Origin of the sequence: Marinilabilia salmonicolor JCM 21150 (assembly GCF_000259075.1) — a bacterium.
Taxonomy (GTDB): Bacteria; Bacteroidota; Bacteroidia; order Bacteroidales; family Marinilabiliaceae; genus Marinilabilia; species Marinilabilia salmonicolor.
In genome coordinates this window covers 280,194-294,181 of sequence record NZ_AJKI01000011.1, presented here as the reverse complement: position 1 = coordinate 294,181, position 13,988 = coordinate 280,194, and the positions used below count along the sequence as shown (strand labels likewise).

Here is a 13,988-nt window from a genome sequence, read left to right as displayed (position 1 = left end):
ATGAGCAAAATTGAAGTTAAAGACCTGTACCTGATATTTGGTTCAAAGCACAAGCAGGCGCTCGAGCTGGTAAAAAAGGGGATGAGCAAGGACAAAGTGCTTGAAAAAACCAAGTGTACAGTGGCGGTTAAAGATGCCAATTTTTCAATTGAGCAAGGCGAGATATTCGTGGTGATGGGACTTTCCGGTAGCGGAAAGTCCTCACTTATTCGCTGTTTTAACCGTTTAAACGAACCAACTGCCGGCTCCATTTTGTTAGATGGGAAGGATGTCATCAAAATGAATGATGATCAGCTTCGCCAGTTGCGGAGAACAGAGATGTCAATGGTCTTTCAGCATTTTGGATTGTTGCCTCACCGTTCGGTATTAGCCAATACAGCCTTTGGCCTTGAAATACAGGGTGTTTCAGAGGCGGAGAGTTATGAAAAGGCTCGTGAAATGATTAAGACCGTCGGACTTGAAGGTTATGAAGATATGATGACCGGTGAGTTGAGCGGTGGAATGCAACAACGTGTCGGACTGGCTCGTGCTCTCACTACAAATCCAGAGATTCTGCTGATGGATGAGGCTTTTAGTGCACTCGACCCATTGATTCGGACCAATATGCAGGACGAGTTAATAGAATTACAGCGGAAGTTGAAAAAGACCATTGTCTTTATTACGCACGATTTGGATGAAGCTTTGAAGCTTGGAGACCGGATTGCGATACTTAAAGATGGTAAAATCGTTCAGATTGGTACTCCGGAAGAAATTCTGGTAAATCCGGCTGATGATTATGTGCGGGCATTTGTGGAAAATGTTGATCGAAGCATGATTGTTACTGCTTCAAGTCTGATGTTTAAGAATACCGGAAAACTCATTTTGGAGAAGGATGGTCCGTCCCTGGCACTGCGTCGTATGAGGGAAATGGGCGTGAACCGTTTGCCGGTAGTTGACCGTGAAAATGTTTTTCTGGGATTTGTGCGTGACAATGATGCCGTGGAACTGAAGAAAAAAGATGATCGGGATCTGAATAAGATTTTGATTAAGGATGTCATGCCCAAAGTAGCCCCGGATACGCCCGCGGCTGATTTGTTGCCGCTGTTTATTGATAAGCAATTACCGCTACCGGTGGTTGACGATGATGGTAAATTGCTGGGAGTGGCAGTTCATTCCTCAGTTATTGCCGAAGTTACCGGACGTGATCGCGAAGAGATTATTGAAATTAAAAACAGCGGAGGCCTATAGTTATGGAAAAATTAGATATTGGAAAATACATCGAGAGTGCCATAGATTCCATCACTCAGCATGCTGGCCCTGTTTTGGACGGTATTGCACTGGTTATCGAAGGAATTGTGGATGGATTGCAGAATGCTTTACTGTCTGCGCCATCCTGGCTGATTATGATATTGATGGCGCTGATTGCCTATTATGTACAGGCAGGTGGACTGAAGCTTGCACGGACAAAGAAAGGCTTTAGGAAAGGTTTTGGATTGGCCATTTTTACCATTATCGGTTTGTTTTTGTTACTGTGGATGGATTATTGGGAAGAGACCATGCAAACGCTGGCTCTTGTGCTGGCCTCTGCGTTCCTGGCACTGTTGACAGGTATTCCTTTGGGAATATGGGCTGCCAGAAACTCAAAAGCAGATCAGGTAATTCGACCTGTTTTAGACTTTATGCAGACCATGCCTGCCTTTGTTTACCTGATTCCGGCCATTCTGTTTTTCTCAGTGGGTAACGTTCCTGGTGTTGTGGCCACGGTAGTGTTTTCACTTCCCCCGGCGGTACGTCTTACCAGCCTTGGAATCAGAGGTGTGCCCGAGGAAGTTGTGGAAGCCGCTCAATCTTTTGGTAGTACTAAAAGACAGTTGCTTTTTAAAGTTCAGATACCATTGGCCATGCCAACTATTCTTGCAGGTGTCAATCAGGTAATTATGCTTGCACTTTCCATGGTGGTAATTGCATCAATGGTAGGTGCTGCCGGTCTTGGAGAACGGGTTTATTCCGGAATCCTTCAGGCAAAAGTAGGCCTTGGTTTTGAAGCAGGTCTCGGTATTGTTATCCTGGCTATTATTCTTGACCGTGTGACTCAGGCCCTTGGAGGCCTTGGTAAAAAATAAAAATGTATTCTATTCTGTGCAATTCCTTGTACAGGATATTAGATTGTTGATAATTTTCGACATTCAAATCTTAAAATCGATTATGATTATGAAAAACAAAATTGCAAAAATTCTAAATCTGACAGTTGTTGCAGCCATTCTTTTAGCTGTAGCTTCCTGTGCAGGCAAGAAAGATCAGAAGAAAGAAGTCTTTATTCCGTATCCCAACTGGTCTGAGGGTATTGCTATGACCCATCTGGCCAAAGCATTTCTGGATCAGAACGGGTATGATGTAGAAATTAAGCCCATTGAACCGGGTCCTATTTATGCTTCTTTGTCAAAAGGTGATGCTGATGTATTTATGGATGCATGGCTGCCTTATACCCATGCTGAGTATTGGGAGCGTTTCGGTGACAAAATAGATCACATCGGAACTGCTTTTGATAATGGCACCACCGGATTGGTTGTTCCTTCATATGTGACCATTAACTCTATCGAAGAGATGAATGACAATGTTGACAAGTTTGATGGTGAAATTATTGGTATCGGAAGTGGTGCAGGTGTTCACAAGAATACCCTTAAAGCCATTGATGAATACGGACTTGATTTTAAGCAGGTAACATCCTCTGGTACTGCTATGATTGCAGCATTGGAAGGTGCTATTCAGAATGAAGAGTGGATTGCAATTACCGGATGGAAACCTCACTTTAAGTGGGCTCGTTTCGATATTAAATATTTGGATGATCCTAAAGGTGTTTATCCTACCGATGAAGTGCAAATTCTTGCCCGTAAAGGATTTACCACTGATTTTCCGGAATTGGCGACTTTCTTTGGAAACTTTAAGCTCGAGGAATCCAAACTTTATGAATTGGTTGATGCTGTAGAGAATGCTACCGATCCTCTGGACGGAGCTAAGCAGTTCTATCAGAACAATAAGGAAATGGTTGACGGTTGGTTTCCTGCCGCTGAATAACCTGAATGAATGATATAAAAAACGGGATCCGATTTTGTCGGATCCCGTTTTTTTATATCTATTAGTATGGATTAACGATATTCATTCCAGCTTTTGATGGAAATATCGCTGATGTCCATCTTACAAAAAGCATAAATGAAAGCACTTGCCAGTCGGGCATTTGTAATGAGTGGGATGTTAAAGTCTATCGCATTTCTGCGGATTTTATATCCATTGCGCAACTCTCCCTTACTTAGGTTCTTGGGAATGTTTACGACCAGATCTATCTTCTTCTCTCTGATGTAATCCAGTGTATTGGGCTGCTTCTCCGGTTCGTCGGGCCAGTGCAGCATCGTGCTTTTGATGCCGTTCTCCTCAAAAAACTTATGCGTTCCTGCGGTTGCAAAGAGGTTGTAGCCTTTTTCCACAAGCATTTTTGCACTCTGAAGCATTTCAACCTTGCTTCTGAGAGGACCGGAAGAAATCAGAATATTCTTTTCCGGGAGTCTGTATCCAACTGCCAGCATAGATTGTAATACTGCATCGTAATAATTGTCTCCAATACATCCTACCTCTCCGGTTGAGGCCATGTCCACGCCAAGTACGGGGTCAGCATTAAGCAACCTTGAGAAAGAAAACTGGGGGGCTTTGATCCCTACGTAATCCAGCTCAAAAATACTCTTGCCTGGTCTTTCCACTGGTAGGTCAAGCATTACCCGGGTGGCAATATCGATAAGATTTACTTTCAATACCTTTGACACAAACGGAAAACTTCGTGAGGCGCGCAGGTTACACTCAATTACCTTGATGTCGTTGTCTTTGGCCAGTAATTGCATGTTGAACGGGCCTGAGATATTCAGCGCTTTGGCAATTTGGCGTGCAATTCGCTTGACTCTCCTGATGGTCTCGATGTAGAGCTTTTGGGGAGGAAATACTATGGTAGCATCCCCTGAGTGAACCCCCGCAAATTCAATATGCTCAGAAATGGCATAGGCAATCATTTCGCCATTCTTAGCCACTGCATCAATTTCAATTTCTTTGGCTTGTTCGATGAATTCGGAAACCACTACCGGGTATTGTTTAGATACATTTACGGCCAGTTCCAGAAAGTGGTCCAGTTCTTCTTCGTTTGATACCACATTCATTGCGGCTCCGGAAAGAACATAGGAAGGGCGGACCAAAACCGGGTAACCCACCTCTTCAATGAACTTGTAGATATCCTCAGTAGAGGTCAGCTCGCTCCAGCGGGGCTGATCTATTTTTAAGGTATCCAAAAGGGAGGAGAACTTCTGGCGGTTCTCTGCTCTGTCGATATCTTCCGGAGAGGTCCCCAGGATAGGAACTTTGTTCTCATGCAAACGCATGGCCAGGTTGTTGGGAATCTGGCCGCCAACCGAAACAATGACTCCTTTGGGAGACTCAAGATCAGTGATGTCGAGCACTCTCTCCAGTGTGAGCTCATCAAAGAACAGACGGTCGCAAACGTCGTAATCCGTACTTACCGTTTCGGGATTGTAGTTGATCATTACCGAACGATACTTCTGTTTGTTGATGGTATCAATGGCATTCACGCTGCACCAGTCAAATTCCACACTTGAACCAATGCGATATGCACCTGATCCAAGCACAACAACCGACCTTCCGTCTTTTTCAAATTCAATGTCATGGTATTCCCCGTTGTAGGACAGATACAGATAGTTGATTTGGGCGGGAAATTCACCTGCCATGGTATCTATCTGCTTAACTACCGGAAGTATGTTGCGCTCTTTGCGGTATGCTCTTACCTTTAAAAGGCTTTCTTCCATGGCAGTATCTTCCGGATTGATGACGATTCTGGCAATCTGGAAGTCGGAATAGCCCATTTGTTTGGCTTTCAGTAGTAATTCATCCGGAAGAGACTCCAGGGAATTGTATTTGGCCAGCTGAATTTTCAGGTCACTGATGTTTTTTAGTTTCTCCAGAAACCATTTGTCAATCTTAGTGAGGTTATGGATCTCGTCAACGGTAGATCCGTTTTGCAGAGATTCTGAAATGGCAAAAATCCGTTGGTCTGTTGGTTCCGCAAGTTCTGTTTCCAGCACAATATCCTTTAGGAGCTGATTGGCAACAAATCCGTGCATTCCCTGGCCAACCATACGGAGGCCTTTTTGGATTGCCTCTTCGAATGTGCGGCCGATGGCCATTATTTCTCCTACACTTTTCATGCTGGAGCCTATTTGTTTGGAAACGCCTGAAAATTTGTTCAGATCCCATCTCGGGATTTTACAGACGATGTAGTCCAATGCGGGCTCAAAAAAAGCAGGCGTGGTCTTGGTTACGGAGTTTTTAAGCTCAAAAAGGCCGTATCCCAATCCCAGTTTGGCGGCAACAAATGCCAGCGGATAACCGGTGGCTTTGGAGGCCAGGGCACTGGATCGCGATAAACGGGCATTTACCTCAATCACTCTGTAATCTTCTGAGTAGGGATCCAATGCATACTGAACGTTACACTCGCCAACAACTCCGATGTGCCGGATAATTTTAATGGCCAGTTCGCGCAATTTATGATATTCAGAATTGCTCAGAGTCTGTGACGGAGCCACCACAATACTTTCTCCGGTGTGGATTCCCAGTGGATCAAAGTTTTCCATGTTACAAACAGTGATGCAGTTGTCGTAGCTGTCACGCACCACTTCGTATTCCACTTCTTTCCATCCTTTGAGCGACTCTTCCACCAAAATCTGTTTGGAGTAGGAAAACGCATTGTCAGCACGCTGAATGAGTTCTTTTTCGTTAGAGCAGAAGCCGCTTCCCATTCCTCCCAGCGTATAAGCTGCCCTTATAATAATGGGGTATCCCATCTTATCCGCCGCCTTTACTGCATCCTGCACCGATGTTACCGCGACGCTTTTGGGGGTTTTGACATCAATTTCACCCAGTTTGCCGGCAAAAATCTCCCTGTCTTCCGTATTGATGATTGATTGAATGGGGGTTCCGAGAACTTCCAGATTGTACTTTTCCAGGATGCCCTGTTCGAAAAGCTGAATTCCGCAGTTCAGAGCTGTCTGCCCACCGAATGCCAGCAAAATACCTTCAGGTTGTTCCTTTTTTATTACCTGTTCCACAAAATACGGGGTGACCGGCAGAAAATAAATTTTATCAGCCACCTTCTCAGATGTCTGAACCGTGGCAATATTTGGGTTGATGAGTACTGTTTCGATCCCTTCTTCCTGTAGGGCTTTCAGTGCCTGCGAGCCGGAATAGTCAAATTCTCCTGCTTCCCCTATCTTTAGGGCTCCCGAACCCAGAATGAGTGCTTTTTTGATGTCCTTCTTCATTGGTTGATTGTTTTTTGCTTGTAGGTAAACCTGTTATCCGGGATGCAAAGGTACATTATTCTCTATTAACCTCAATGCATTGTGAAAGGAATTTTGTATATTTTATGAATATATGTATTGGATCAGGTTTGTTGTTGTTGAGCTGGTATCTGCTGCTAGCATTTATGGGTGTGGTTTTCAGTGTGATTTGAGTCTGGAATAAAAATGAAAAAAAATACGCATAAATTTTTGATGTTTGTTTAAAATGAATAAATTTGCATCTTGAATTGAATAATTATTCTTGAAATTTTAAAGCGGACTGCTTGTTTCTTTTTGCCGGATTGTATAGCAAAAGGGGCAACTTTCTTTTTTCTGATATGAAAATAAAAACACAAAGATTAAATGTAATTCGACAATTGATTTCTGACCATAAAGTAGGGAGTCAGGAAGAACTGTTGAATTTGCTTGAGCAGGAGGGATACTCCACCACACAAGCAACGCTTTCTCGTGATCTGAAAGCATTGAAGGTAGCCAAGCGTCCCGATATTGAAGGCGGTTATGCCTATGTTTTGCCCGAGGATAATGATGACAGGGAGGATGGCGATGGTGGGGATGTGTTCCCCGTGAGCGGACTTGAGTCCATAGAGTTTTCTGGAAACATGGCGGTTATTAAAACCCGGCCCGGGTTTGCCAACAGCATTGCGTCGGTTATTGATAGTCACGGACCTTATGAGGTGCTTGGAACGATTGCCGGAGATGATACCATTTTGTTGATTAGTAAGGAGGGGGTTTCTCGTCCCGATGTAATAAACGCGTTGTCGCTGTTTATGCCCGGGTTAAAAAAGAAACTGGTTTAGAACAGGTTTGAAGTTATATTGATGGCACAACAGGGAAATAATATCACGATACAGATTGCCTCAGAAGAGCATCTGGCTTATGTGGATACGATTCTTCAGACAATTGCTGACGCTGCAAAGATCAGAGGTACGGGTATTGCCAAGAGGAATCCTGACTATATTAAGAATAAAATTGTTGAGGGAAAGGCGATTATTGCCCTTGGCGGGGAGGAGTTTGCCGGTTTCTGTTATATTGAATCATGGGGGCACGATAAATTTGTAGCCAACTCAGGACTGATTGTTGTTGATAAATTCAGAGGGCAGGGACTGGCCAAAAATATTAAAAGAAAAGCATTTGAACTTTCCAGAAAGCGGTATCCTACCGCCAAGATTTTTGGTTTGACAACAGGGCTTGCCGTGATGAAGATAAATTCCGAGCTGGGATATAAGCCGGTCACGTTTTCTGAACTTACGGATGATAACGAGTTCTGGAAAGGATGTCAGAGTTGTGTAAATTATGATATCCTTCTTCGTACCAATCGCAAGCATTGTCTGTGCACAGGTATGTTGTTTGACCCCGCCCGCGATGCAAAGGCGGACCCTATTCCGCAACGAAAACTCGGGGTTTACGAGAGGTGGTTGAGGTTTAAGAAATTTGTTTTTCTTGGAGGAAACCGGAAAAAGAATAATAAAGACGGGAAGAATAATGTGTTGAAAAGCTTCTTTTCAGCATTGTTTGCCTGAAATAATATAATCGAAAAAAATGAGTGAAAAAGTAGTACTTGCGTTTAGTGGTGGCCTGGACACCTCTTTTTGTGTGAAATACCTGAAAGAAGAGAAGGGACTGGAAGTTTATTCGGCAATAGGAAATACCGGCGGATTTTCGGATGAAGAACTCCGCGGAATTGAGGCTGGTGCCCGTGAACTGGGCGTAAAAGATCATGTAAACCTGGATGTTACCGATTTGTATTATCGCAACTGTATCAGGTATATGATATATGGTAATGTGTTGAAAAACAATACTTATCCGCTTTCGGTCTCGTCCGAGCGTATTTTTCAGGCAATGGCTATCGTCGATTATGCCCGGAAAATTGGAGCAAAATACATTGCTCATGGTAGTACGGGAGCCGGAAATGATCAGATTCGTTTCGACCTGACTTTTCAGATTCTTGCTCCGGAAATAGAGATTCTCACCCCCACCCGGGATTTGACTCTTTCAAGGGAAGACGAAATTGAATATCTCAAAAAACGCGGGGTTAAAAAGGATTGGACCAAGATGACCTACTCTATCAATAAAGGTCTTTGGGGAACCAGTGTCGGTGGTAAAGAAACGCTGACAACCGATCAGAGCCTTCCTGAAGAAGCCTATCCGAGTCAGTTACAAAAAGAGAAACCTGAGGAGATGGTTTTGACTTTTGAAAAAGGTGAGCTGAATGGTGTAAATGGTGAGAAATGTGCCAATCCGGTGGAGGCTGTCCGAAAGGTGGAAGCCCTGGGAAATGCCTTTGCTATTGGTCGTGACACCCATGTGGGAGATACCATAATCGGAATCAAAGGCCGGGTAGGATTCGAGGCAGCAGGTCCGCTGATGATTATTAAGGCGCATCACCTGCTTGAGAAACATACGCTGACCAAGTGGCAGCTTTACTGGAAAGAACAACTGGGCAACTGGTACGGAATGTTATTGCATGAGGCACAATATCTTGAACCTGTGATGAGAGATATTGAGGCTTTCCTGGAGCATTCTCAGGCCAATGTATCCGGAGAAGTCATTCTTAAGTTGCACCCTTATCGCTTCGAACTTGTGGGAATCCGCTCCAAACATGATCTGATGAACAGCGGATTTGGAGATTATGGTGAAATGAACAAGGAGTGGAATGCCGATGATGTGAAAGGGTTTACCAAACTTATGGGTAATTATCTGAAGATATTCAATAAGGTGAATGGCTTCGATGTGGAAACCGGAGTGTAATCTGAAACTTAGGAGATTGATTTATTGAGAAATTATAGAACATGATAAAAGTTGGAATAGTTGGAGGAGCCGGATATACAGCAGGAGAACTGGTGCGCATTTTACTTGGACATCCTGGTGCTGAGATTGAGTGGATTCATAGTACAAGCAATTCGGGTAAACCTCTGAGTGATGTGCACTCCGACCTGTTGGGAGATACCGATCTTATTTTTTCTGATAAGATGGATTTTGAGACAGTGGAGGTGGTTTTTCTTTGCATGGGACACGGAAAATCGGTGACTTTTATGCAGGAGCATCATTTGCCTCCTCATCTTAAAGTTATAGACCTGAGTAATGATTTCCGACTGAATCGTGCAGAGAATGATTTTGTATATGGTTTGCCTGAAGTGAACCGGGAAAAGATCAAGTCCTGTCAGTTTCTGGCCAACCCCGGCTGTTTTGCCACTTCTATACAGATGGCTCTGTTACCACTTGCAGGAGCTCATTTGCTGGACGAAATACATGTGCATGCAATTACCGGATCCACAGGCGCAGGACAGGCACCTTCAGGAACGACCCATTTTAGCTGGCGAAACGGAAATGTTTCGGTCTATAAAGCTTTTGGTCATCAGCATCTGAACGAAATGAACGAAACCATGCGCGAAATGATGCCCGGTTTTGAAAAGCCCTTTAATTTCGTTCCTGTAAGAGGGAATTTTTCCCGTGGAATCCTGGCATCAGTTTACCTCGAATGTGATTTGGAAGAGGATCGGGCGGTTGAGATATATGAAGATTTTTACAAAGATCATCCTTTTGTGACCATTTCGGCTAAACCTGTGGATATCAAACAGGTGGTCAATACGAATAAGTGTTTGTTGCATGTGAAGAAATATGGCAGTAAGCTGCACATCACGAGTGTTATAGACAATCTGACCAAGGGGGCTTCCGGTCAGGCTGTTCAAAATATGAATTTAATGTTTGGTTTGGACGAATCGGAGGGACTACGACTTAAGCCAGTGGCTTTTTGAAATAGTTAAGGGTTGTTTTTTACGGTTTAAATTTAGGTGTTCATTTTTTTCAATCCCACACCCGAAGATTCGTTTGTCGCTGCATTCAGTTGAATGCAGCGACATTTCCGAACCAATTTGTGTTTTTGCAATAATTTCCCGGAAATCCGGAATATAGGAGATAGTTAATATGGAACTTTTCGATGTTTACCCGCTGATGGATGTGACTCCGGTATCAGGTAAGGGATGTTATGTGACCGACGACCAGGGTACGGAGTATTTGGATCTGTATGGTGGTCATGCGGTAATTTCCATTGGCCATTCGCATCCTCACTACATAAAGCGTATCAATGATCAATTGAAGAAGATTGGGTTTTATTCCAATTCTGTCATAAATCCGCTTCAGCAGGAATTGGCGCGTAAACTTGGAGAACTTTCGGGATTGAACGATTATCACCTGTTTTTGTGTAACAGTGGTGCCGAGGCCAACGAAAATGCATTGAAACTGGCATCTTTTGCCACAGGAAAGAAAAGAGTTATTGCTTTTAATAAAGCGTTTCATGGCCGTACATCTGCAGCGGTTAGTGTGACCGATAATGTGAGAATACAGGCCAATATCAACAAGGGGATGGATGTTTCCTTTTTGCCGCTCAATGATGCTGAACTGGTGGAGGAAGAACTGAAAAGCGGAGATGTTTGTGCTATTATCATTGAGGGAATTCAGGGAATTGGAGGAGTACAGATTCCGGATGATTCGTTCTTTCAAACTCTGGAGCAACTGAGTAAAAAATATGATTGTAAGCTTATTCTGGATGAAATTCAGTCCGGATATGGGCGAAGTGGAAACTTTTTCGCTTTTCAACAAGCAGATATTAAACCCGATATAATAACAACAGCCAAAGGAATGGCCAATGGATTTCCCATGGGTGGCGTTCTGATAAGTCCCGATATCGAGGCAAGGCACGGTATGCTTGGAGCCACGTTTGGAGGAAATTACCTTGCTTGTGCGGCAGGACTTGCCGTACTGGAGGTGATGGAATTTGAGGAGTTGATCAGGAATGCTGCTGAAACAGGGAGTTTTCTGTTGTCAGAGCTGGGTAAAATGGATGGTATCAAAGAGGTGCGCGGACGTGGGCTCATGATTGGCCTTGAGTTTGATTCTGAGGTGGCCTCTTTGCGGAAAAAACTTTTGAATGAGGAACATATTTTCACAGGGGTTTCTTCAACCAATATCATTCGATTGCTTCCTCCACTGTCTTTGACGGTGGAACAGGCAACTGTATTTACCAGGGCTTTGGGCCGCCTTCTGGCTCCCTAAACCCTTATGCTATGGTTGATTCTTATTGGAACGAAGAGTGGAAAGAGATTCCCTTTAAAAAAGGAGCGTTGAGAAAGCGCTATGCAGTATCAAATTATGGACGTGTCATCAGCTATTGTGCAGATGACAAAGGTGATGCCTGCATCGTAAAGGGTGGCGTGTTAAAAGGATACAGGACACTGCCACTCAGACCTTTTGGTAAATCCACAACTTTTTATGTGCACAAACTGGTTGCTGAACAGTTTATTGGTAAAGATTCAGAAGATCAAACGTTTGTGATTCATTTGGACTACAATAAATGCAATAATTTTGTGGAAAACTTGCGCTGGGCGAATAAAAAGGATATGTTTGATCATCAACAGGGCAATCCGTTGGTTTTGGAAGGCCGGAAAAAGATGAAAGCCCGAAAACCATGTGAGGGAGCTAAGCTTACCGATACGCAGGTGATGTTGCTAAAAAAACGGATTTCCGATCCCGGAAGAAAAACCAGGCTTAAGATTATTGCCCGTCAGTTTGGGATTAGCGAAATTCAATTACATCGAATAAAACGCGGCGAAAACTGGTCTCACGTAAATGTTCAGTCAAAGCCAGTGGTTGGAGAAAAATAAAAACCTATTCTGAATGATCAATAAAATTGCTATTATAGGCGGGGGAAACCTTGGAACTGCCATAGCCAAAGGTTTTGTGAAATCAAACAAACCCTTTAAAGGAGAAGTGATTGTTACCCGTCGTCGGGTGCATCTGATAAAGTCGTTGGAAGAATACGGGATCTCTGTTGGCCAGGACAACCTGAAGGCGGTGACCGATGCCGATGTTGTCATTCTGGCTGTTAAACCTTATCAGTTGGAGGATATCATCTCAGAGATTCAGCCGGCACTCACTGATGAAACATTGTTGATTTCTCTTGCTGCAGGGGTTGATTCGCAAAGCATTTCAGAAATGGCAAACGGAAGAGAATCTATTTTCCGGGTAATGCCCAATACAGCCATCTCCATCGGAGAATCCATGACCTGTGTCTCATCCTACAAAGCTACAGAAGAGCAGGAGTCTGTTATTAGAGAGCTATTTGACCCTACCGGAACTGTGCAGTTTATTCCGGAAGAATTGATGGCTTCGGCAACAGTGCTGGCAGCATGTGGAATAGCATTTGCCCTCAGATTTATTCGTGCAGCTACACAGGGAGGAGTTGAGATTGGGTTTGGTTCCGATCTGGCACTCAAAATAGCTTCACAAACGGTGAAAGGAGCTGCAGAGTTGATTATCCGGGGAGAAGCGCATCCCGAAGCAGAAATTGATAAGGTGACTACTCCCAGAGGAATCACCATTTCGGGGCTGAACGAGATGGAACATCAGGGTTTTAGTTCATCGCTCATTAAAGGATTGATTACTTCATTTGAGAAAATTGAAAACGGAAGTAAAAAGAAGTGACAAAAGCAGATCTGTATTATAAATCAATTACCATAAAAGTCGGATCCAATGTCCTTACACGACCCGATGGAAATCTTGATCTGGAAAGGATTGAGCATCTTACTGCGCAGATATCTAAACTTCATAAACTGGGAATTGGTGTAGTGCTGGTTTCCAGTGGTGCGGTGGCTGCCGGTCGGAGTATGGTGGCCCGGAAAATTGCCAAAGATCCGGTGTCTGAGCGACAGTTGTTGTCGTCTGTGGGGCAGGTGAAATTGGTGAATATCTACTCGCAGTTGTTTGGCAACAGGGGACTTACCTGCTCGCAGGTGCTGGTGACCAAACAGGATTTTAGCACCAGAGAGCATTATCTGAACATGAAGAATTGCCTTTCGGTGCTGCTCGAAAACCACATTGTGCCAATAATAAATGAAAATGATGCAGTGTCGGTAACCGCGCTCATGTTTACTGATAATGATGAACTTGCCGGTATGGTGGCTTCCATGATGGGGACCGAGGCTCTTTTTATCCTCAGCAATGTGGATGGTATTTTTACCGGAATGCCCGGAGATCCGGGTGCTGAGTTGGTACCGCTGATCAAAGAGGGGGAAGATGATTTGGAAAAATACATCTCCACTACCAGAAGTAATTTTGGGCGTGGTGGAATGCTAACCAAATGTCGCGTTGCACGTAAAACGGCTGACTCAGGTGTTGCAGTTCATATTGCCAACGGAACCCGCGATAATATAATCCTTGATCTGGCCCACAATCCCGGGGGTGTTAAACATACCCGTTTTGAACCAGACAGTCCCAAGCCTGCCATTAAAAAATGGATGGCTTATGCAGATGGGTTTGCAAAGGCGGAGGTAAAGGTTAATGAGGGGGCCCGCAATGCCCTTACCGGTAAAAAAGCAAGAAGTCTGTTGCTTGCAGGAGTAATCTCATTTTCGGGAGATTTTAAAAAGGGTGACTTGCTGAGAATTCGCGACTATAACGGGGGTGTTATCGGTATAGGTAGAGCTCAATATGAAAAATCCGTTGCGGAGCGCCATCTTGAAGATAGCAGGTACAGACCGTTGGTACATTATGATTATCTTTTTATTTATCCTGATGTACATTAGTGAATAAGGAGAAGAGAAA

Annotated in this window: 12 protein-coding genes; 11 read left to right on the top strand and 1 reads right to left on the bottom strand. The window is 43.9% G+C overall.

The window, feature by feature from the left end:
- From W7W_RS0108370 to W7W_RS0108360, 3 genes are all read left to right on the top strand, one after another.
- Complete coding sequence (locus W7W_RS0108370; protein ID WP_010663347.1) at positions 1-1,227, top strand: quaternary amine ABC transporter ATP-binding protein; 1,227 nt, start codon at positions 1-3, stop codon at positions 1,225-1,227.
- A 2-nt stretch (positions 1,228-1,229) separates the two neighbouring features.
- Positions 1,230-2,102, top strand: a complete 873-nt coding sequence (locus tag W7W_RS0108365) for an ABC transporter permease (RefSeq protein ID WP_010663346.1) — start codon at positions 1,230-1,232, stop codon at positions 2,100-2,102.
- 88 nt (positions 2,103-2,190) lie between these two features.
- On the top strand, positions 2,191-3,054 hold the full coding sequence (locus W7W_RS0108360; protein WP_025006753.1) for a glycine betaine ABC transporter substrate-binding protein: 864 nt from the start codon (positions 2,191-2,193) through the stop codon (positions 3,052-3,054).
- 71 nt (positions 3,055-3,125) lie between these two features.
- Here W7W_RS0108360 and carB read toward each other — a convergent pair whose 3' ends face one another.
- A complete protein-coding gene (gene carB, locus W7W_RS0108355; protein ID WP_010663344.1) occupies positions 3,126-6,350 on the bottom strand; it encodes a carbamoyl-phosphate synthase (glutamine-hydrolyzing) large subunit in 3,225 nt (1,074 codons plus the stop codon).
- A gap of 356 nt (positions 6,351-6,706) precedes the next feature.
- On the opposite strand from carB, the gene W7W_RS0108350 reads away from it, so the two are divergent.
- The 8 genes from W7W_RS0108350 to proB all read left to right on the top strand — a co-directional run bounded on the left by W7W_RS0108350 (position 6,707) and on the right by proB (position 13,969).
- Positions 6,707-7,186 carry an arginine repressor gene (locus W7W_RS0108350; protein ID WP_025006754.1) on the top strand — a complete coding sequence of 160 codons (480 nt, stop codon included), beginning with the start codon at positions 6,707-6,709 and terminating at the stop codon, positions 7,184-7,186.
- Between the two features lie 21 nt (positions 7,187-7,207).
- On the top strand, positions 7,208-7,909 hold the full coding sequence (locus tag W7W_RS0108345; RefSeq protein WP_010663342.1) for an N-acetyltransferase: 702 nt from the start codon (positions 7,208-7,210) through the stop codon (positions 7,907-7,909).
- A 19-nt stretch (positions 7,910-7,928) separates the two neighbouring features.
- Positions 7,929-9,137: an argininosuccinate synthase gene (locus tag W7W_RS0108340; RefSeq protein ID WP_010663341.1), complete on the top strand. Its 1,209-nt coding sequence runs from the start codon at positions 7,929-7,931 to the stop codon at positions 9,135-9,137.
- A gap of 41 nt (positions 9,138-9,178) precedes the next feature.
- Positions 9,179-10,144, top strand: a complete 966-nt coding sequence (gene argC, locus W7W_RS0108335; protein ID WP_010663340.1) for an N-acetyl-gamma-glutamyl-phosphate reductase — start codon at positions 9,179-9,181, stop codon at positions 10,142-10,144.
- A gap of 169 nt (positions 10,145-10,313) precedes the next feature.
- Entirely contained in the window at positions 10,314-11,441 is a 1,128-nt protein-coding gene (locus tag W7W_RS0108330) for an aspartate aminotransferase family protein (protein WP_010663339.1), read from the top strand.
- Between the two features lie 11 nt (positions 11,442-11,452).
- Positions 11,453-12,049 (top strand): HNH endonuclease, encoded by a 597-nt coding sequence (locus tag W7W_RS0108325; RefSeq protein WP_010663338.1) that lies wholly within the window; start codon positions 11,453-11,455, stop codon positions 12,047-12,049.
- A 13-nt stretch (positions 12,050-12,062) separates the two neighbouring features.
- On the top strand, positions 12,063-12,869 hold the full coding sequence (gene proC, locus W7W_RS0108320; RefSeq protein ID WP_010663337.1) for a pyrroline-5-carboxylate reductase: 807 nt from the start codon (positions 12,063-12,065) through the stop codon (positions 12,867-12,869).
- Positions 12,866-13,969, top strand: coding sequence for a glutamate 5-kinase (proB, locus tag W7W_RS0108315; protein WP_010663336.1), 1,104 nt, complete (start codon positions 12,866-12,868; stop codon positions 13,967-13,969). The genes proC and proB overlap by 4 nt, the downstream gene beginning before the upstream one ends.
- Positions 13,970-13,988: the final 19 nt, after the last annotated feature.